Annotated in this window: 13 protein-coding genes, 5 pseudogenes and 2 riboswitches; of the genes and pseudogenes, 7 read left to right on the top strand and 11 right to left on the bottom strand. The window is 60.5% G+C overall.

The window, feature by feature from the left end:
* Window positions 1-17: 17 nt before the first annotated feature.
* The 3 genes and pseudogenes from JAO75_RS25055 to JAO75_RS23415 all read right to left on the bottom strand — a co-directional run.
* A pseudogene (locus JAO75_RS25055) lies at window positions 18-305 on the bottom strand (hypothetical protein); the annotation flags it as partial.
* Between the two features lie 482 nt (window positions 306-787).
* Window positions 788-2,113 carry a cytochrome P450 gene (locus tag JAO75_RS23420; RefSeq protein ID WP_199051623.1) on the bottom strand — a complete coding sequence of 442 codons (1,326 nt, stop codon included), beginning with the start codon at window positions 2,111-2,113 and terminating at the stop codon, window positions 788-790.
* 174 nt (window positions 2,114-2,287) lie between these two features.
* A complete protein-coding gene (locus JAO75_RS23415; protein WP_199051622.1) occupies window positions 2,288-3,691 on the bottom strand; it encodes a cytochrome P450 in 1,404 nt (467 codons plus the stop codon).
* A gap of 232 nt (window positions 3,692-3,923) precedes the next feature.
* Here JAO75_RS23415 and JAO75_RS23410 point away from each other — a divergent pair, with 232 nt between their 5' ends.
* Window positions 3,924-4,133: a cold-shock protein gene (locus JAO75_RS23410; RefSeq protein ID WP_199051621.1), complete on the top strand. Its 210-nt coding sequence runs from the start codon at window positions 3,924-3,926 to the stop codon at window positions 4,131-4,133.
* 504 nt (window positions 4,134-4,637) lie between these two features.
* Here JAO75_RS23410 and thiC read toward each other — a convergent pair.
* The gene (gene thiC / locus JAO75_RS23405) at window positions 4,638-6,485 is read right to left on the bottom strand and encodes a phosphomethylpyrimidine synthase ThiC (protein WP_199051620.1); all 1,848 of its coding nucleotides are present in this window, start codon (window positions 6,483-6,485) and stop codon (window positions 4,638-4,640) included.
* A 54-nt stretch (window positions 6,486-6,539) separates the two neighbouring features.
* Window positions 6,540-6,647: riboswitch (TPP riboswitch) on the bottom strand.
* A 93-nt stretch (window positions 6,648-6,740) separates the two neighbouring features.
* Window positions 6,741-6,846: riboswitch (TPP riboswitch) on the top strand.
* On the opposite strand from thiC, the gene thiM reads away from it, so the two are divergent.
* From thiM to JAO75_RS23385, 4 genes are all read left to right on the top strand, one after another.
* Window positions 6,837-7,625: a hydroxyethylthiazole kinase gene (gene thiM, locus JAO75_RS23400; RefSeq protein WP_199051619.1), complete on the top strand. Its 789-nt coding sequence runs from the start codon at window positions 6,837-6,839 to the stop codon at window positions 7,623-7,625. Its footprint overlaps the riboswitch before it by 10 nt.
* Window positions 7,622-8,287, top strand: a complete 666-nt coding sequence (gene thiE, locus JAO75_RS23395; RefSeq protein ID WP_199051618.1) for a thiamine phosphate synthase — start codon at window positions 7,622-7,624, stop codon at window positions 8,285-8,287. The genes thiM and thiE overlap by 4 nt, the downstream gene beginning before the upstream one ends.
* Window positions 8,284-9,084, top strand: coding sequence for a bifunctional hydroxymethylpyrimidine kinase/phosphomethylpyrimidine kinase (gene thiD / locus JAO75_RS23390; RefSeq protein WP_199051617.1), 801 nt, complete (start codon window positions 8,284-8,286; stop codon window positions 9,082-9,084). Before thiE ends, thiD begins: the two co-directional genes overlap by 4 nt.
* The gene (locus JAO75_RS23385; RefSeq protein ID WP_199051616.1) at window positions 9,068-10,159 is read left to right on the top strand and encodes a TRAP transporter substrate-binding protein; all 1,092 of its coding nucleotides are present in this window, start codon (window positions 9,068-9,070) and stop codon (window positions 10,157-10,159) included. Before thiD ends, JAO75_RS23385 begins: the two co-directional genes overlap by 17 nt.
* A gap of 487 nt (window positions 10,160-10,646) precedes the next feature.
* Here the strand turns inward: JAO75_RS23385 and JAO75_RS23380 are convergent, their stop codons facing one another.
* From JAO75_RS23380 to JAO75_RS23370, 3 genes and pseudogenes are all read right to left on the bottom strand, one after another.
* On the bottom strand, window positions 10,647-10,883 hold the full coding sequence (locus JAO75_RS23380; protein ID WP_199051615.1) for a hypothetical protein: 237 nt from the start codon (window positions 10,881-10,883) through the stop codon (window positions 10,647-10,649).
* Window positions 10,884-12,836: 1,953 nt separating this feature from the next.
* A pseudogene (locus tag JAO75_RS23375) lies at window positions 12,837-13,179 on the bottom strand (ATP-binding protein); the annotation flags it as partial.
* 662 nt (window positions 13,180-13,841) lie between these two features.
* Window positions 13,842-15,015, bottom strand: a protein-coding gene (locus JAO75_RS23370; RefSeq protein WP_199051614.1) for an IS3 family transposase whose coding sequence is annotated in 2 segments (ribosomal slippage) — window positions 13,842-14,730 and window positions 14,729-15,015 — 1,176 coding nt in all. Because the reading frame shifts where the segments join, the coding sequence is not laid out codon by codon here.
* Window positions 15,016-15,051: 36 nt separating this feature from the next.
* Here JAO75_RS23370 and JAO75_RS23365 point away from each other — a divergent pair.
* A complete protein-coding gene (locus tag JAO75_RS23365) occupies window positions 15,052-15,360 on the top strand; it encodes a transposase (protein WP_199051613.1) in 309 nt (102 codons plus the stop codon).
* A gap of 804 nt (window positions 15,361-16,164) precedes the next feature.
* Here the strand turns inward: JAO75_RS23365 and JAO75_RS23360 are convergent.
* Entirely contained in the window at window positions 16,165-16,665 is a 501-nt protein-coding gene (locus JAO75_RS23360) for a hypothetical protein (protein WP_199051612.1), read from the bottom strand.
* A 222-nt stretch (window positions 16,666-16,887) separates the two neighbouring features.
* Window positions 16,888-17,727: a hypothetical protein gene (locus JAO75_RS23355; RefSeq protein ID WP_199051611.1), complete on the bottom strand. Its 840-nt coding sequence runs from the start codon at window positions 17,725-17,727 to the stop codon at window positions 16,888-16,890.
* A 632-nt stretch (window positions 17,728-18,359) separates the two neighbouring features.
* On the opposite strand from JAO75_RS23355, the pseudogene JAO75_RS23350 reads away from it, so the two are divergent.
* Window positions 18,360-19,070, top strand: a pseudogene (locus tag JAO75_RS23350) (IS6 family transposase).
* Between the two features lie 53 nt (window positions 19,071-19,123).
* Here JAO75_RS23350 and JAO75_RS23345 read toward each other — a convergent pair.
* Both JAO75_RS23345 and JAO75_RS23340 read right to left on the bottom strand, forming a co-directional pair.
* Window positions 19,124-19,198, bottom strand: a pseudogene (locus JAO75_RS23345) (IS6 family transposase); the annotation flags it as partial.
* Between the two features lie 317 nt (window positions 19,199-19,515).
* A pseudogene (locus tag JAO75_RS23340) lies at window positions 19,516-20,105 on the bottom strand (IS110 family RNA-guided transposase); the annotation flags it as partial.

The raw sequence follows: 20,105 nt of genomic DNA, 5'->3' as shown, positions 1-20,105 counted from the left end.
AAGATCGTGGAGTATGATCAGGCTTGAGGACGCGTCACTGCCTCGTGACCGCCTTCAGGGCGCGCTCGACCGTCTCCACCACCTCCGCGAGGCGGTAAGGCTTGGCGAGGAAAGCGAAACACCGCTGGGAGCTGTAGGGCAGGTGGTATTCCCGCCCACAAGGTCTTGGTCATCGGCTGTCCCTTGCGCGTGCGTCGGGGCGCCTAACCTGTGACGACCCGCTGCGACCAGCGAAAGCCAATCTCGTTGAAGTAGAGATCCGCATGATGCGGGCTGATGTGGTGGAACAGGGGGGAAATCTCCCTTTAGGACTGTGCTCTTGCCTCTGTTGTGTAGCGTCTGTGTTCCCTCTTCACTTCAACCAGAGGAACCGCTCTATGCTGAGACTGCCTGTCTATGGTTTTGCCAAGCGCGTCGACAACACCGTTGCTCGTGCCATGACGATCCTTCAGACCTGGGAAGACTACACAGCAAGACGATCAGAGCTTGCGACGGCCGCAGAACCCAACGAAAGCCCGGTACACGGACGCGGATCAGGCGGAGCCCGCCAGTTCCGGTCGAGATTTTCTCTTTAACAATCCCGCAACCCGGCTGATAATGCCCGTGCTGGACGAGTAGTACTCGGCCAAACCTCAAAAGGGGAATGGGGCGGCGTCGCCTCGTTCCTCGTGCCGATCCTGATGCAGTGCTTATGCTCGGAACGAGATTCCCGAACTGCCGACTTGGGAACAAGTGTAAAGCCGCCTCGAGCCTGCAACTTGGACGGTCGGGCTCTTTATATACGCTGTTAACCCGTCAGGCTGAAACGCAGCGTGTAGTTGTCGAGCGTGCCCGGGAGGGGACGATCGGAATGCAACCTGTCTGGATCCTTCAATTCGATCTTGTGCCTTCCTAGGATTGCCGCAAGCATCATGCTCCCGAGCGTTGGCACCAGGTTGTGTGCAGGGCAGATACCGGGTCCCTCACTGAAGGGGATCAGCGGCCAGTGTCCACCCGGAGCAGCTCCAAGCCACAGGTCCGGGGCGAACTGATGCGCCTCAGGCAGGCTCTCATCGTTGCGATGGAAGTACGGAGTATAAATCAGGACGTGGGTGTGCTTGCGCATAACGCCGCCGGGCCACTGCACGTCCTCGGTCGTCTCGCGCAGGATCGCCGGCGTTGTCGGCCACAGTCTCAGCGACTCAAGAATGCAGGCCCGCACGAACGGCAACGGCGTGTGGCCGATCGTCCTGTTTGCGGAGATTTCCTCGCTGGCGCGCCGCCCTGCGTCCGGATGAGACACGATGAGGGCCAGCGCCCGAAAGGTCGCCATGCCTCCAGGGTCGAAGGCGAACAGCCAGTGCGCCACCTGATCTGTAGGCGCGGTGGCATCCGTGTTGGGTCTCGCCTTGATCCGCGCCGCCAGGCTACCGGGCTCGGTACGGTTGAGGTGCTCCTTCAGGCGCTCATGAAACCGGCGCTTGAGCCCTTTCCGGCCCGGATGGAGGAAGGCCCAGTTGCCTGCCCTACGGAGCTTGGCCAGCATAGCTGTCAGCTCGTGGTCGTCCCGCGCCGCGTCGCCTAGGATTACCCGCCGCACCATGCGATACCAAGCTGTGATAAAGGCGTCCCAACTCAGCTCGCTGCCCGCTTGAGCGAGCATCACCCGGGCCTCATCCCCAACCACCGCGCTGAACCCATCAGCCATCGAGTGGACCGGGCATTGGCTCTCCAGCACCTCGTCGTTGAAGTAGCGGCGCTCCGCCCGCTCAGGCGGGTGGGAGATCAGCGAAACGTTCGGCTCGAAATGCGCCAAGGCGGCGTGCTTCTCCAGGGTCGAAGGGGCAAAGGGTTCGGGTGCCCCCTGTAGCACCCGATGCACATGCTCAGGTGACAGGATCACCGCCTGGGTACGCCCTGGGATTGGGAGCAGCAGCGGCCCGGTCCCGTACTTGCGGCTCAGAGACTGCAAGCGCCGCACCGCCCGCTCGTCGAGGTTTAACCGTTCCGCGAGTGCGACAATGCGCGGCCGGCGGATGAGGACGCCCTTGCCAAGGGTGGGGATGATCACATCACCGAGAACGGCGAGCGTATCTTTGATGCTTGCGGTCGAGAGCCCGTCAGGGCGTGCCATATTTCTCGTTGTCATGCCCTGCCTTTGAGATGGCTCGTTCCGGTTCCTCGGAAACCGGCTCACTGTCATCCTTGTTCCCTGCGTATCACCTGCATAGAAGCCCTCCCCGCGAGGCCTAGTGGCCCTGCCCTCCCGATCCTTGCGGCAGACCTCTTGGGGCCCCACTGTCTCGGCTCACAGCCTATCGGCCCGACTCGAACGCTCAGTGGCGGGAACGATCCAAACGCCAGTCTTCGGACGGAGAGTGATTGACGGCAGTGGGATGACAGGACGATCTTTCTGCCGTTCAATCCTAAAGCGCTGCACTATCGTGGCCAGGATCAGTACGGCCTCCATCATCGCGAATCGATTGCCAATGCAAATGCGCGGCCCGCCGCCAAACGGGAAATAGGCAAAACGGGGAATTTTCCGGCCCAAGCCACCCGCCCAACGCCCAGGCCGGAACTCCTCAGGCTGCTCAAAGTAGCGCCCATTCCGGTGAACTATCCATGGGCTCATATAGATCGTCGTACCGGCATGAACCGGGTATCCTCCAATCTCACAATCACGCAACGCCTCACGCCCTATGAGCCATGCTGGCGGGTAGAGCCGCATCGCCTCCATAACGATGTGCTCCGCATAGCGCAGACGTGGGAGATCCTCGACCGTCGCTGCCCTGTCCCTCAAAACGTCGCTCACCTCGCCGGCAAGCTCCGCCTGCACATCGGGATGGTCGGCTATGAGAACCCATGCCCACGAGAGCGCAAGTGCCGTCGTCTCGTGCCCCGCGAGGAGAATGGTGATCGCCTCGTCCCGAAGCTGCCGGTCCGACATTGGATGGCCGTGCTCGTCACGCGCCAACATGAGCATAGAGAGCAGATCACCGCCATCCTCATTCCTGGCTCGACGCTCATTCACAATGCGTGCAATGACTTGCTCGATCTTACGCAAACCTCGGCGATACCGGATGTGCCCGGGAAGCGGCACACCATCGGGAATCACGAATGGCCGTGCCATCCGTGAAGCCATTTCGTCGGCGAGGTCGTTCACGGCGTGGTCGATCTCGACCACATCCTCATGCACATCCGAGCCAAACAGAGTCTTGGCCGCAATTCTCAGAGTAAGCCCCATCATGTCGGCATGGAGATCGCGACCAACTCCGGTCCTCCACCCGTCGAGCATGCGCTGTGTGTGATGGACCATGACATCGCCGTACATGGCGAGACGCTGCCCGGCAAAGGCGGGCGCAGCGAGACGGCGTTGCCGCTGCCAGAACTCTCCCTCACTTGTGAGCAGGCCAGAGCCAAACACGGCGGTCACCTGACGCCAGAAGAAGCTGTTCTTGACGAAGCTGCGGTGGTTCTTGACGAGAACGGCCTCGATGAGTTCCGGGTCGCTGATGAGGAGCGTGGGCCAAGTTCCTAAGCGCAGGGCAACAACGTCACCATACTCCCGCGCGCAGTCTGAGAGGAAGCCAAGGGGATCACGCGCCAGGTGAATAAGATGCCCGAGGACCGGGAGCCCCCTTGGGCCGTGAGCCTCACGCCGGATCAAGACAGCGTTCCTAGTCCTGGATTCGGGTGTATCCAGCGTCCGCATGGAACCGGCTCCCTTGCATTAGACTTCGCGCAGACTGCCAAGTGTAAGTTTACGCTCATTCCAGAACTGTATCGACCATGCTGCAGCTTGAAATGTCGTGACAGGCGGTAACGGCCCCAGGCCTGCATCGATCCTGGACAAGGCTCAAGAATCAGCCAGATGCTTGACCTCTGTGCCAGACGCGGCAGGATGGTTCCGCGAAAGCGCACCTGACGGAATTTAAGGGATAATCATGGCGACTGGTACTGTGAAATGGTATAATGAAACTAAGGGCTATGGCTTCATTCAGCCGGACACTGGCGGCAAGGATGTGTTCGTGCATGCCACAGCCCTTGAGCGTGCCGGCATGCGCGGCCTCGCTGAAGGCCAGAAGATCTCCTACGAGGTCGAGTCTGACCGTCGTACCGGCAAAGAGTCTGCAACCAATCTGCAAAAGGCTTGATAGAGCCTGTCATCGCGTCGGCCCAGTGCTGACTCGTCAAGCCGCTCCTGACAGAGCGGCTTTTTCTGATCCTTGTACCTCATAGGGAGGCCGAGATAGACGAGAAAATGGCTTCCTTGGGAGCGATGCGCTGCCGAACTCAGCCAGACGCAGAACAGACCTGAGCAACCTGCAAAAGGTCGATTCTCTGCAGGAAATGGGTTGGAGCGTGCATGACCCGCGAGCTGGAACTCGTAGGGCAGGCTTTCCTGCATCATGAACCGCTCACCCCTCAATGCCTGATCCTCCGCTGAGAATGCCTTCTCAGGGCGTTGCGGTCCGCCGCCAGTCAGGAGGAGCTTTCCAACCAAGACTGCCAGTATCTAATATTCAGAGTAGCTTGCCCGCCTCTGCACGTTCCTCTCGAAGAAAGTGCCTTGGCAATCTGTGAAAGAAACCTGCGATTGAGCTGATGCCGTTGTGCGGGCACGGCCCGAGGAGGCCGTGTCCGTCACCTGCTTGACTTCAGGGTTGATCGACGTAGAGCTTGCCGCCACTAGCGAGGAACTCGTGGCTTTTGGCGCGCATGCCTGCCAATTGCTCCTGAGCCTCAGGGCTCATCGCTGCAACCTCCGCCCGCAGATCCTGCGTGATCTTCATCGAGCAGAACTTCGGCCCGCACATCGAGCAGAAGTGCGCCAGCTTGTGCGCGTCTTTCGGCAGGGTCTCGTCGTGATAGGCGCGAGCCGTGTCTGGATCGAGGGAGAGGTTGAACTGATCCTCCCAGCGGAAGTCGAAGCGTGCCCGGGACAGGGCATCGTCCCGTATCTGTGCCGCGGGGTGCCCCTTGGCAAGGTCCGCCGCATGGGCGGCAATCTTGTAGGTGATGACGCCTGTCTTGACATCATCTCGGTTCGGGAGCCCCAGGTGCTCCTTGGGTGTCACGTAGCAGAGCATCGCGGTGCCGAACCAGCCGATCATCGCCGCCCCGATGCCGGAGGTGATGTGGTCGTAGCCGGGTGCGATATCGGTGGTCAGCGGGCCGAGGGTATAGAACGGTGCCTCGCCGCACTCGCGCAGTTGCTTGTCCATGTTCACCTTGATCTTATGCATCGGCACATGACCGGGGCCCTCGATCATCACTTGGCAGCCCTTGCTCCACGCGACTTTGGTGAGCTCGCCCAGCGTCTCGAGCTCTGCAAACTGCGCGGCATCGTTCGCATCGGCAATGGAGCCGGGCCGCAGACCGTCGCCCAACGAAAACGACACATCATAGGCCCGCATGATGTCGCAGATCACATCGAAGCGCTCGTAGAGGAAGCTCTCCTTGTGATGTGCCAGGCACCAGCGCGCCATAATTGAGCCGCCGCGGGAGACGATGCCGGTGACTCGGTTGGCTGTGAGCGGCACGTAGGGAAGACGCACGCCTGCATGGATAGTGAAGTAATCGACTCCCTGCTCGGCCTGCTCAATGAGCGTATCCTTGAATACCTCCCAGTCGAGTTTGGTCGGGTCGCCGCCCACCTTCTCCAATGCTTGGTAGATTGGAACCGTTCCGATAGGGACAGGCGAGTTGCGCATGATCCAGGAGCGAATGTTGTGGATGTTGCGGCCGGTGGAGAGATCCATCACCGTGTCGGCGCCCCAGCGGATCGCCCAGACGAGCTTTTCCACCTCGTCTGCCGCTGTCGAGACCACCGCCGAGTTGCCGATATTGGCGTTGATCTTGACCAGGAAGTTGCGCCCGATCACCATGGGCTCAAGCTCAGGATGGTTGATGTTAGCCGGGATAATGGCGCGCCCACGGGCCACCTCCTGGCGCACGAACTCCGGTGTGATGAACGGCGGGATAGAGGCCCCGAAGCTCTCGCCGTCAGCGATCTTCGCCCCGGCTTGGGCCAGAATGGCCTCCCGGCACAGGTTCTCGCGATGCGCGACGTAGATCATCTCCTCCGTGATGATCCCGGCCCGCGCGAATTCATATTGCGTCACCATCTGGTCCTGCGCGGCCCGGCGCAATACGCGGTCCGCCGGGCATGGCGCGACGAGCTTGTCGGCGGAGACATGCCCATTGCCCTCCGGCTTTACGGGCCTTGCCTCGGTCGATGCGTATCCGCGTGACGCAATCCACGCCTCCCGCACGAGCGGCAGACCCCGGCCGAGATCGATGGCGGCATCCGTCTCCGTATACGGACCGGACGGATCATAGACCCGGACCGGCGGCTCGTTAGCGTCAGTCAAAACGATTTCCCGAAACGGCACGCGGATATCCGCCCGATCTTTCGGCGCGGCATAAACCTTGTGTGACCCGTGAATGGGACCGATGGTGACGGATTGGGGAAGGTCTTTGGGCTTGTCGACGTGGACGGTCAATGGATCTCTCCTCTGTAACAAAGGGAGATCCGGGTAAAGCGAGCCGAGGGATTCTACGCTCGAAAGTTCCAGTCCCTCCGCCGGTATGACCCGGATCAGGTTCAAGGGTCACGGCAGATCAGCCGACTCTCAGCCCCTCACAGGGCTCCCCTCGGAACAGCGCCGATACTGTTCGACACCCTCGCCGCTGTCAATTGGCTCAGCAAACAGGTGAGATTGGTCCTTGCTTTGCGAAGGCCGACGGATTATCTGATCCGTATCTCCTTGGGGTGCCCGTCCGGGCTGAGAGGTCTTTTCGTGAGACCAACCCATCGAACCTGATCCGGGTCGTACCGGCGGAGGGATTGCGAGATGACGAGCGCACCAGCGTCCTCACGGGACACAATCGATCTTCCAGAACTGGCGGGCTCCCTGCTTGAGCGTCTTCGTGCCGAACGCAACCGCGTGCATGCAATCACGAACGCAGCGGCGCAGACCTTCACGGCCAATCTTCTGCTCGCCGCCGGCGGCATTCCATCCCTCACCGTCGCGCCGGAGGAAGTGACTTCGTTTACAAGCCGCTCCAGTGCGCTCCTCGTCAATCTCGGTACCCTCAACCGTAACCGTCGTGAGGCAATTCCTCAGGCCATCGCGACTGCCCGGGATCATGCCAAGCCTTGGGTGCTCGATCCCGTATTCGTCGAGGTCTCCCCTCCCCGTCTGGAGTTCGCCCACTCGTGCCTTGCTGGCGAACCTTGTGTCCTGCGCTGCAATGCAAGCGAGTTTGCAGCAATCGCCGGAGAAGATGCGACGCCCGGCTCGGTTCAGACATTTGCAAACAGTCACGGGACAGTCGTGGCTCTGACTGGTGCGGTGGATCTGGTCACCGACGGCACACGCCTCATCCGCATTGAGAGCGGTCATCCGCTGATGGGCTACGTGACAGCCATGGGATGCGCCGGAACGGCCCTCGTCGCAGCCTTCACGGCTCTGCACGACAACGCGCTTGAAGCAACGGCCGCGGCTCTGCTGGTCGTCGGGATCGCGGGCGAGATCGCCGCCTGTGGTGCAAACGGACCGGGCATGTTTCAACCCGCCTTCCTTGACGCGCTTTTCAACCTCAATCCCGCAACCCTCGTCGTCCACGGGAAGATCTCATGAACCCTGTCGATCTCAGGCTCTACGGCATCATCGACCCGGAACGAACAAGCGGCCGCGACCCTGTTGCACTCGTCCGGCAAGCTGTCGCTGGTGGCGCAACCCTCATCCAATACAGGGACAAACATGCCGAGGGCCATCGTTTGGTGGAACTGGCCCGGGCTCTCCAGGAAGCACTCAAGGACACGGGTGTGCCGCTCCTGATCAACGACCGCGTGGATGTGGCATTAGCCTCAGGAGCAGATGGTGTTCATCTCGGACAGGACGATATGCATCCTGCCGATGCCCGTCGTCTGCTTGGATCCAGTGCAATCATCGGGCTGACACTCAAGACGCTGGAACAAGCCGATGAGCTAGCGGGACTGCCGGTGGATTACAGCTGCATCGGCGGCGTCTTCGCGACGTTCAGCAAGAACAACCCCTCCCCGCCCATCGGCATCGAGGGGCTTGCGGGAATTCTGACACGCGTAAGACATTCTGGAGGTCTGCCCGTCGGCGCGATTGCTGGCATTGACGCCTCGAATGCAGGGGCTGTGATGAGCGCAGGCGTCGATGGCCTCGCTGTCATCTCGGCCCTCTTCATGGCTCCTGACCCGAGAGCCCAAGCGCAGCAATTGCGGCAGATCGTGGATCAACAGTTAACATCCCGGAGGGCTGTTGCATGACGGCCATTGCGGTCAGCATCGCGGGTTCCGACTCTGGAGGTGGGGCCGGCATTCAGGCGGACCTCAAGACCTTCTCGGCCCTTGGGGTCTACGGCGCCAGCGTGATTGCGGCGCTCACGGCCCAGAATACCCTCGGTGTTCAGGGTATTCACGATGTCCCACCGGCCTTCGTCGCGCAGCAGATCGACAGCGTTTTCTGCGACTTGGCTGTCGATGCGGTCAAGATCGGCATGTTGTCCCAGCCGGCCGCGATCGAAGCGGTGGCGCAAGGTCTGGAGCGGCACGGTGCAACGCAGGTGGTGCTCGACCCGGTGATGGTAGCGGCAAGCGGCGACCAGCTGCTCGCACCGGAGGCCGTCGATGCATTGCGCCGCGTGTTGCTTCCCATGACGTTCCTCGTCACGCCGAACCTTCCGGAAGCCGCGGCCCTGCTCGACGAGCCGCTGGCCCAGGACGAGCAGGCCATGTGCCAACAGGCCGAGCGGATCCTCGCTCTGGGCCCCAAGGCAGTTCTGGTGAAGGGTGGTCACGCCACGGGCGTGGAGAGCACCGACATCCTCATGGATGCGCAGGGCATGCGGCGCTTCGTGGCTCCTCGCATCGACACGCGCAACACGCACGGCACAGGCTGCACCCTGTCTTCAGCCATCACGGCGGGGCTCGCCAAGGGCTTGCCGTTGGCGGACGCTGTTGCAGCCGGGAAGGACTTCATCAGCGCCGCGATTAAGGCTTCCAATGGACTCCAGATCGGACAAGGGCGCGGACCCGTGCATCATTTCCATGCCTTCTGGTCCTAAGCTATCCCGCCGTGCGGCGCTCGGCATCGGTGCCTCGGCATTCGCGGCGCCCGCCGTTGCTCGCGCCCAAACTCTGCGCTGGCGCATGGTCACCTCGTGGCCGAAAGGCCGCACCGGTCCTAGCATTTCCGCGCAGCGGATTGTCAAGCGCGTCAATGCCATGAGCGGTGGTCGGCTGCAGATCAATCTCTTTGCCGCCGGGGAGATTGTGCCGCCTTTTGCCGTGCTTGATGCAGTCTCTAATAGCACTGTCGAGATGGGCCACACGGCAGCGATGTACTGGCAGGGCAAGATGCCGGCTGCCGGTTTCTTCACTAGCGTTCCCTTTGGGCTCGGCCCGATCGAGCACCAAGCTTGGATAGATCTGCGGGGTGGCCAAGCGCTTTGGGAGGAGCTTTACAAGCCTCACAGCGTTCGCGCGATTCTCGCCGGCAATACCGGCCCCTCAATGGGCGGCTGGTTCCGACGCAAGCTGGACGGTGTCGAGGATCTGAAGGGCATGCGCCTGCGCGTACAGGGCCTGGGCGCCGAGATTTACGCCAAGCTTGGTGCTGTGCCGATGACGTTGTCCGCCGGTGATCTGCTCCCCGCACTGGAGAAAGGCTCCATCGACGCTGCTGAGTTTCTGGCTCCGGCGACGGACTTGGAGACGGGGCTGCCGAAGTATGCGCCGTTCTATTATGCACCGGGGTTCAACAAGCCGAACGGCGCCAGCGAGCTTCTGATCTCGCTGGCGGCATGGGATCTTCTCTCTCCGGACCTGCGCAGCATCGTGATCGAAGCCTGTCGGGCCGAGCATACCCTGGGCCTTGCCGATGCCTACCAGACCAATGCCGCCGCGCTGACGGAGATCCTCGGCCGGTACCCGGTCAGCCTCGAGGCCTTCCCCCGCTCCATCATGGATGCGACTCATCGAGCCTCGACGGAGCTTCTTGAGGAGATCGCCGCCACCTCGCCTCTCGCCGGCCGTATTGTCGAGAGCTACCGCAGTGCCCTGCAGGAGCTGCGGGGCTGGTCGGGTCTTGCGGCCGACATGGCAAGAGCCAACACCCGCACATCCGTGGTGGTGCGTTAGGTGAAATGCCATCAATTTCGGTACCTTCTAATGACCTTCACGCAGGTGGTGTAACATAGGGCGGTGTCGCTCCTTGTGAGGAGGTGCGCGATGGAGAATCCTCGTCCACCTGAGGTTCAAATTCCGGGACAGGAGCCTTGGAGCGCGGAGTGACATCAGCTGCCGAGGCGTCTGAGACTGAAGCCCGGTGCGGCCTTGGCCACGTGGAGAACCGATCCTCCAGCATGTCGAGTAGATGATTGAGAGCCCCGTTTGTGACTTCCACATCCCGTGCATCCGGAATACCCTTGAGCGCTAGGCGCTGGCGCTGGTAGGCCAGCTCGGCGCTGACCTCCGGGCCGAACCAGGACAAAGGGTGGAAAGCCCTCTCGTCCTGCGATGGAACGGTCACTGCCACCAAATCGAGGGGAGCGGGCGTGCGGAAGTGAAGAACCTGGATCGTGTAAGGGTCAATCGAAAGCCGGGTGCGCACGTACTCTACCTGACCCTAGATGACGGTGAGCAGGGCCTGCGCATGGGCCGGAGGCAAGTCGGCTTGCTCCTCAGAGGCCTTATCAGCCCCCGCCTCCAGGATCAGGCTACTGTGGGCCTCCTCAGTCTGGACGAAGGTGCTGCGTTGGGGTTGCTCAGGAAGGTAGCCCTCCAGCACACGTTCGCCTCCTCGCTCCTGCCGGATCAGGTGCACCACAGACGGAGCGATGATGAGCAGGCGCCGTATGGGCACGCGGTGGGGCCTCTCTCAGGGACATCTGACGGGCGTCCGCCCTGCCCTTAACCTAGGACACAACCTTAAGAGAAAAAGCAAAAGTCGCTTCAGGCGGCCGTCTGCACTCCCGGCAAAGAGAAGCGCCCCGCGTTGCGGAGGCGCTTGAGTTCGAGGGAGGACCAGCCCCCAGCCGCTCCATCATGGACCACGTCAGAATGGCTGAAAGATGAGAGTCTGGCTGTACCGAAAAGAGCACAGGCGCCAGAAGATCGCCCTCAGAGGCTGGCCAGCAGCAGGCTAACGCTGATCAGCATGCCGAGAGAGGCAGTAAACCTGATCATGGCAGAGGTGAACGTTGGCGTCGGCACAGGAGACGAATCCGGCACTGCGACATCAGTCTGGCACATTGGAATACCTTCAGGAAATCAGCTGGTTCTGGAAAAGCGCCAAAGAAGGCACGAGCAATCGCGCCGTTTGGCGGGTGTTTCTCTGTCCGATCTACCCGTCAATGTCTGTAGCCGGCGGGACACACGGCTGGACTCGATATGGCTGCTCGTCGGCAGTCCTGTCTCATCGGGAGCAGAACCTACCTAACCCCAGACATGAGCATGGTTCTGCATGCCTTCCAGCAGGTGACAGTGCAGAAGGCCGGGAGCCGGACGAAGTGTGCCTAATCCTCTATCGTACCAGTCTGCTTGGCTGACGCTGAAGGGTTGCGCGGCTTATTCACGCAGGTGTTCGACCTAGTTACAAATATCGGCGGATCTGTGGGTGTCCGGGGTTTGATCTCCTGACTGCTGAAGGACACCATGCTGCAGGTCAGGATGAACAGGAAAGGCATCAACCCTTCCTACAACTAAGGTTGATTGAAGTAGGGGCTGACGCGGTTAATCTAGGCATTATGTCTAGGTATCAGGCGATCGCCATATTACCGTCAAGGTTCGCGGCCATGGTTCCTGCTATTGCAGTAGTCAATTTCTGATCATCAACACGTTGAATGGCCCTGCTGATGCCGCTCACGAGCCTTATTGGTATTCATCTGCAGCACTGAGCCGTAAGGCACGGGCGGAGTACCCCTTCAGATGCGTTGATAAGCGCCGCCTAAGAGACAACAATCTTGAAGGTCCCAGGCGGCATGGTTTAGGGGCGTGCTATGGATAGCCTGTCGTTACTAGTTGTCACTATCGGGTCAGTGCTTGTCGCTCTCGTGGCCTATCTCGGTGTAATTGATTACATTCGCCCCGTTTCTGATGTAAAGCTGAGCGGGTTCTATCCCCGTAGAGTTCCCAGGCGGAACCTTTGAATATAACGGCTACGGCAGTTCTACGCATATTGTCAGGGCGACACTCGCGGCTGTGATAGTGGTCTTAAAGGGCCCGAAATCGATGGCTGAGGATAGCCGCTTGAACAAGGGGCACCCCACGCGGAAACAATCCCGTGACAACGCACTTGCTGCCAACTGGTACCAAGCGTCTGTTCAGAAATGTCCTTATCTATTAACTTCCCCTCAAGGAGGCGCGCCTTATCCTCGCCTTGCTTTCGATGAGACCGGCCTGGTCAACCTGAAAGCATAATAAGGGCAAGCACGATGGATCATAGCGAGCTCGTTGACCTTGTAGCTGACGACCTAACGCAGAGTGTCTCCCAGATGCTTGTTGAGATGGGCTCCGCAGAAGGTCAAAGGTTCGCCAAGAAAGCCCTTGTTGAGTTCGCAACACAGGCTATCCAAGGTGCGACTAAGGTCGGCGGCATGGACATTTCGACATTCACACCTGGCGAGAGACGCGCACTTGCTCAAGCCTCTGCAATCGTTCTGGCAACCATCCAAGCGGATACCTCTAAGCCGCAGTAGAAAGCTGGGAGTGCCGCTCATCTTACCCATAGAGGAACCGCCGGTCGCACCTTCTTCGTAGTTCCTGACCTCGCTAGAGAGCGTTTTAAAGCTGTCAAGCGAACCGAAAAATCAACCCTTTATGCGAGCTGAGGATCTGCCTCCGCTGATTGCTTTGCGTTTCCCTCCAGTTCGAGCGCCGTTCCGGCCTTCTGCAGAAGGCCGGAACGGCTCTTTTCGCGCAGCCGGTAGCCGTCCCCACGGATGGTGATCACTGTCGAATGAAGAAGGCGATCTAGAATCTCCGTCGCAACCACAGCATCCTCAGCAACCAATTCCCATTCGCCCACGGCGCGGTTGGAGGTCATCAGGATCGAGCCGCGCTCGTAGCGGCGCGACACCAGTTGGAAGAGCAGATGCGCTGCATCTGCCTCAAACGGACGGGCCGAGCTCATCGATGATCAGCAGTTTCGGCCGTGCCACTGGTCAGCCGGCTGGAAGCACTCACATAGAGCACAGACAACGTGGCGACCTGCTCACGGGAGGCCGCCGCGCTTCTTCCAACAGAAGCGGCGGAGATTCTCGGTACGTTTCCTCAGAAAGGTGTTTTGGGCGAGCAGATGGTCTTCACGATGCATGAACCTGATGGGCACACTTGAGCCATTTGCCTAGGCAGGTACTCAGATGTAGCCCTCAGATCTAAGGAGAGATCGCTTGCTCGGGTTTGGGTCAGACCCCTCTTGAGGATGCTGCGCCGATGCCTACCTCACAAGCCGTTCGTCAGCTTGATCAGCTTCTGTTGTAGCAACGCGACACAGCCGATATTTCTGCTGGTCCGGCCTGGAGTTGACACTCAGTTCATGTCTAGTAGCCACCCTTTATCAACCACATGGCTACAGGAATATTGGGCCGGCCGAGAAGGGTTCAGCATGAGCGAGACAATGGCTAATCAGCGGAGCCGCGTGACCAATCTCCATGCGGTCCCGGCACCGCCGGTTGACGAGAGCATGGTATCGATGATCGACCTGCTACAGGAGCATCTGCGTCTGGCTCGTGAAGGCAAGTTACGCTCACTTGCCGTAGTGTCCGTATCCGCCGATGGATCAGCCATTGGGTGATCTTCCCTCGATTATGTGGACACCGGGTTAGCTCGCTTCCCGCTCGGCCTGTTCGGGCGTGAGATACCCGAGCGCCGAGTGAATGCGCTGCCGATTGTAGTAGCCCTCGATGTACCCGAACAGGTCCTGCCGCGCCTCTTCGCGGCTCGCCCAGCTCCGCTGATGGACCAGCTCTACCTTCAAGGAGTGGAAGAACGACTCCATCGGGGCATTGTCGTAACAACAGCCCGTCCGACTCATTGACGCCTTCGCCTTCATCAGAGCCAGTTGTTGGGCATAGGCCTCGGCCGCATATTGGCTCCCGCGTTTGCTATGGTGAATGAGCCCGGGACCCGGCCGCTGCCGCTGGGCGGCCATGATGAGAGCGCCAAGGGTTAGCTCGGTGCGCATGTGATCGCGCATGGCCCAACCCACCACCTTGCGGGTGGCCAGGTCCAGAACGGCTGCCAGGTAGAGCCAGCCCTCACCAGTTGGAATGTACGTGATGTCGGCCAGCCAGACCCGGTTCGGCTCGAAGACAGTGAACTTCTGCTGCAGCAGGTTGGGCGCAATGGGCAACGTGTGGCGACTGTCGGTCGTGGTCGGCCGAAAGCGACGGCGGGCCAGGGCACGAATGCCATGCCGGCGCATCAGCCGCTCGACCCGGCCGCGGCTGACCCGATGGCCTTGGGAGCGTAAGGCTGCGTGCATGCGCGGGCTACCATAGCGACCCTGATGCTGGGTATGGAGCCGCCGTACCTCCTGGAGCAGGCGCCCGTTCGCTTGAGCCCTTTGGCTCTCCGGCCGGGAGCGCCAGGCGTAATAGCCGCTGGGCGAGACGCCGAGCACGCGGCACATGAGCCGCACCGGAAAGGTACGGGCATGCTGCTCAATGAAGCCAAACCTCATTTCGGCACCTCCGCGAAGATGCCGATGGCTTTTTTAAGATGTCCCGCTCCATGCGGGTGCGATCGAGTTCACGGCGCAGACGGGCGATCTCCGCCGCCTGATCGGCCGGGGATGTGGTGTTAGCCAGCGACGGCGCGGGAGCGGCCCTGGACCGGGGCGCAGCCCCATGGGCAAGAGCCCGCCAGTTGCGCAGCATAGAGGGGGAGATCCCCAGCTCGGTCGCGATCTGCATGGTTGGTCGGCCACTGCTCTCCAGCAGTGCGATGGCCTCTCGTTTGAACTCGGGTGTGAATTCTCGCCTTGTCTTCGTCATCAAACACCTTCCCGCTCCCGCAGGAGCGTATCAGAGGTGTCCGTCAAAGCGAGGGAGGATCATCCCGACAAGACTGTGTATGTGGACTGGGACAACGCCAGCACGCATGAGGTCGAGGCGGTGCTGCGCGGCGCGGCTGGCCGTCTCGCGCTGCTGTATCTGCCGACCTACAGTCCGTGGCTCAACCCAATCGAGATTCTCTGGCGTCAGTTCCGCCGCGAGGTCACGCACTGTGAGCTGTTCGACACCGTGCAGGACCTGCTCACAGCCACCAGAGCATTCTTCGACCGCTGCAACCACAGTCCAGACAGAGTGCGCACCATCATCGGTGCACATCCAACATAAGTTCCGACGCTGTACTTAGTGCTTCAACAAGAATTGCTGCCTTAGACCTTAGGTCTCGGGCATGCCAGGAGCAGACGTTTGGGATTGCATCTATCAGCTGCAATTTACGATTCGGACTGAGAATCAGCCGGTTGGCTCTCACCCCAAAACTTGGCCTACTATCGTGGGCAGACTTAAATTCTGCCTCTATGGTTCGGAAGATATACCCTGAGACCGGGCCTGTGCCTGCCCGGCTGGCATCTCATCAGCGGAGAGCCACAACCGTACCGGCAGCGTTGAGCCGACATGCCACGCGAGATTGGCGAACCTGGCGTGCACTCGCCCTGACGTAAACAACTCTCACCATGATCGAAGCCGTGAGCCCCCCGTCCGATGTGCGGCTCGCCTGCCCAACACTGGCGGCGTCCACCTGCACAGCTCCATACGGAAGCGCTGCTGTCACAATGGAGGTACGGCAAGCCTGGACAATCAGACTTGGTACGCCGGCTTGCCGGCCAAGCGGCTCCACAAAAGCCGTAGTTGCTGAGTCTGATGAGTCAAGATGCGGCACGAGGGAAGTCGGCAAGGCCAATCTGGCACTACTTCCTCGGACCGCGAGCGATGTCGATGTTGGCGTCACAGTTGTTGGAGCCGAAATAGCTCGCGTTGCTCGTGCACTGGGCGCTGTTGGCGTCGGTTGTGAACCTGCAGCGACGGGCGCTGCTCGCGGGCTCGCAGTGCCGGTCGTATTTGGTGCTGCGGACGTGGATGCTGGAACCGACGCTCCCCCGGGTTTTCCGCTGCTGTTGTTGCTTGTCTGCCCGCTTATGTTTCCAGCGCTCCCGACTCCTCTGGCACCAGCACTGCCTCCGCTTGCATTGCCTTGGCTGGCACTGCCACTGGCCCCGGCGCTCTGATTATTGCCTCCTCCAGCGCTACCAGCACTGCTGCCTTTCCCAGATCCTTGGCTGGCGCCACCGCCGGCTCCCCCATTTCCTCTGCCGCCACCCCCGGCATTTGCACCGCTGCCTCCGTTGCCTGGGCTGGCACTGCCACCGTTCCCAGCACCCTGACTACTACCGCCGCCTCCAGCGCCCGCACCTCCTTTACCCCCGCCATTTCCATTGCCCAGACCGCCGCTGGCACCGCCGGTACTGCCACCGCTATTCCCACCGCCCCTATCACCGTCGCTGTTGTTCCCGCTGCCTCTCCCGCCTTCACTACCTCCACTGCCCTGCCCGCCACCTCGCCCGCCATTTCCACTACCGCCGCTGTTTCCGTTGCCGTTGCCTCCGCTGTTCTCATTTCCTTGGCCACCACCGGCATTACCCTCGCTGTTCCCTCCACCACCACCGCCTTTGGCGAAGACAGGCTGAGTTGCCAGCAATACAATGGTGATGATGGAAACAAGTGCTACCCGTTGCATGGTTTCTCCTAGTAATTGCGCCGGTCAGGCGCGCTTGCGCAAATCACTGTGCCTTAGTTCTAGTTTGACCTATGCCTCAGGAGTCGCTGATGTCGTCATCGAGACGGTGCGATGATCAGAGCTCACCAAAGCCGGCGGTCAGGGAGCAAGGCAGTTGGTAGGCTAAGAGCGCCAGGTCTGCCCAGATCACGACCATCCTGGGCGAGTAGTCGCGGTCGGTGGCTTGCTTTAGTTGAGGATTTTTCACCTGGTCGGACGCTCTGGTGTCGAGCTTCCCGCCTGGGTTCGGGTGCGCTAGCTACTCCGAACTCAGTTCGAGGTTTGCGGTTGCGCATAGGTGTGGTCGCTACATACTTGTCTCGTCGAGCCAGCGCTTTTGCTCTGAGCGAACGGGAAACTTGCACGTCCTTGTCGCTAGTTGCTCTCTTATTTTTGTCCTGCAGAGTATCTCGCAGTTCACCATTTCCTTGGTCGTCTGGTAGTGGTGCATACGTCTCCAGATGCAATGGGACCTGGAAAATCTGGGCTGCTGGAATCAGTTCTCTGCGATCATCGAGATAAGGGGCAATAGACTCGTTCGGATTTTCGTTCAGGTGGCCCTTGGTTTCTGCACTATCCTTTTCTAGCGAGGTGCGGGCAAGCTGACCTTGTACGACCTCCAGTTGCTCGAGGGCGGAAGCAACCTTTTCCCTCTCGATTTCAACTGCTCTCTGGGCTTCAGTAAAGCTTGCTCTCAGGCTCGCCAATTCCTCGTGCAGTGCGGCCACCTTCAACATTGCATTATCTGTCCGCTCCTTCTCCTCGGTGGCTGCAAATCGGTACTCGGCGACCAGCCCCTCGTTTGCCTCCACTCGGGCAAGCTGCCCTTGTAGAACTGTTATCTTCCGTTGCGCGGCGTCGGCACGGTTCGACTCCCGCTCAAGGGCGGCTTGAAGCGAGAGGACCTTGACCTCGCCGCCCAAGCCGAGATCATTAGAATTATGTGACGCGAGCAGAGGCAGACTCTGCCACCTGTCAGCGAATGGAGAGGACCAAGCAAGCCGATCTGGGTCGGGCGTCTGGGCATCAGACCTGAAGGGTCGAACGCCTGTCTCAGTACGGGAGAGGTCTATTGCAGGGCTGCCATCTGCAAAGTTGGACAAGAGATATGCTGTGGATCCCGCGACAACCAGTGGGCTAAGCATGCTCCACCATGCTGCACGGCCGAACGCGGGTGAGACCCACCTCGGGCGTGCAGCAGCGGAGTGCCAAGTCATTTGCCAAATCATGTCTAGTCCTTAGTGGTCTTACATCGATTGCGGCGGTGGCCGACGCTCAAGATGCGTAATGCGTAGCCATAACGAAATGGAAAGCGCGCAACTTCGAGTGCCACACGCAATCAGATACCCATTACAAACCTGCATTGTGGCTTCCCCATGCATCATCATTGGCAATTCAGGACGATGATCCTTTTGAGGCCGTTCGAAGCCTGGTCAGAGGGAGCGTCTTGTCGGGTTCTGCTCGGGTTTACGTGGCCCCTCCATTTGCCCGGGCATGGTCCTCACAGGCACCGTCAAACTAACCAGGGGGACGAGACTGGGGCCATAGGTGAGGGATAAAACCGCCACGCAAACCTCGCGACGCCCGCCAACGGTTACGAGTTGAAGTGATCAGCCGTGCCGTGTGGCTGTACTTCAGGTTTCCCTTGAACCTGCGTATGGTGGAGGAGATGCTCGCGGCCCGAGACATCAAGGTCAGCCACGAGACAGTGCGGCAATGGGCACTGAAGTTCGGGCAGGGCTATGCCAACCAAGTCTGGCGGCGTCTGCCCGCGCCGGGGGATAAGGGGCACCTCGATGAGATCGTGATCAGCATCGCGGGCCAGAAGCATTGGCTTTGGCGCGCGCTCGACCAGCACGGCGTCGTAATCGATATTTTGATCCAGAGCCGACGCAACGCGAATGCCGCCAAGCGCCTGTTGCGCAAGCTGCTCAAGAAGCAGCGTATCGCTCCTCGGGTGATGATAACGGACAAGCTGGCCGGCTAAGCCGCCGTGAAGCGGATTGTGATGCCGGGCGTGGAGCGTCGGTAGCATAAGGGCTTGAACAACAGGGCGGAGAACAGTCACCAGCCGACGCGACGCCGCGAACGTATCATGAAGCGCTTCAAATCAGCCGGGCAGGCCCAGCGCTTCCTCTCAGTTCACGATCAGATTGCCAATCTCTTTCGCCGTCCTGCTAACACCACCGCCTCAGATCATCGCTGCGCCCGTGCTCGGGCCTTCACGGCCTGGGCTGAGGTGAATGGCTTCGCGAGTGTCGTCTGAGCCAGACCTGTCCCACAATAAATCTCTCCATCTCCAATAACTTGATGGTGCCGGCTCAGGTTGTAGGCGAGATACCAGCGGACGCAGAGCAGGATCACGGATCGATCAAAATGCCTGCCCTTAAACACATTGGCCTCCGCAGCTGTAACTCTGGGCACAGTAGCTGTAACTCTGAAGTAAACTGTTGCGACGTGTGTGGACGCCCGGCAAAACGCAAGAAGGATCTTCGGATTGGTGCAGCGCGTGGTCAGGGCTGACATGTGTGCGGCCTCGAATGCGGCTCACATGCCGCGGGCCCGGAGGGAGTTCGCAGATCAGGTCCAATTCGGAACCACACGCTCACGGCGCTCGTCGCAAAGCTTGTTTTCCTGGTCCCGTCTCATTGACCGTTGCGCAATCTCTCTCCTTTGACCTTCCCGCGCCCCAACAGCCTCTCAGCCCCGACTTATGCCGCCGCGACTGGAGCCTGATAAACCCCACCTTTCGCCATCACAGCCCAGACGATGCGGGCCATCTTGTTGGCTAGTGCTACCCGCACCAGCATCGGGGGCTTGCGTGCTATCATGCGCGCCATCCACGAGCCTGCCGGGGCTCCGTTGCGCGCCGCCCAGCGCACAACGGCACTGGCTCCAATGATCAGCAGGCGGCATAAGGTTCGCTCGCCCATCTTGGAGGTGGCGCCGAGCTTCTGCCTGCCGCCGGTCGAATGCTGCAGCGGCGTGAGCCCCACCCAGGCGGCAAAGTCCCGTCCGCGCTTGAAGGTCTCGGCTGGCGGTGCAAGCGTCGCCAGGGCCACTGCGGTGACCGGGCCAACGCCGGGAATGGTCATCAGCCGCCGCGCCGTCTCGTTCTCTCTTGCTCGCTTGGCCCACCTCGCGGTCCAGATGGGCAATTTGTTCGTCCAGCCGATGGAGCGTGTCAGCCAGCATCTGAAGGATTGGACGGGCAATCTCCGGAGTTGGCTCGTCCGGATCCTCGACAGCCCGCACGAGGTGAGGAACGTGAGCCGGACCTTTGGCCACGGTGAGCCCGAAC

This window comes from Microvirga splendida (genome assembly GCF_016427565.1).
In the GTDB taxonomy this organism is placed as follows: Bacteria; Pseudomonadota; Alphaproteobacteria; order Rhizobiales; family Beijerinckiaceae; genus Microvirga; species Microvirga splendida.
The sequence above is the reverse complement of the archived record's forward strand: the minus strand, read 5'-3'. Positions and strand labels throughout refer to the sequence as shown.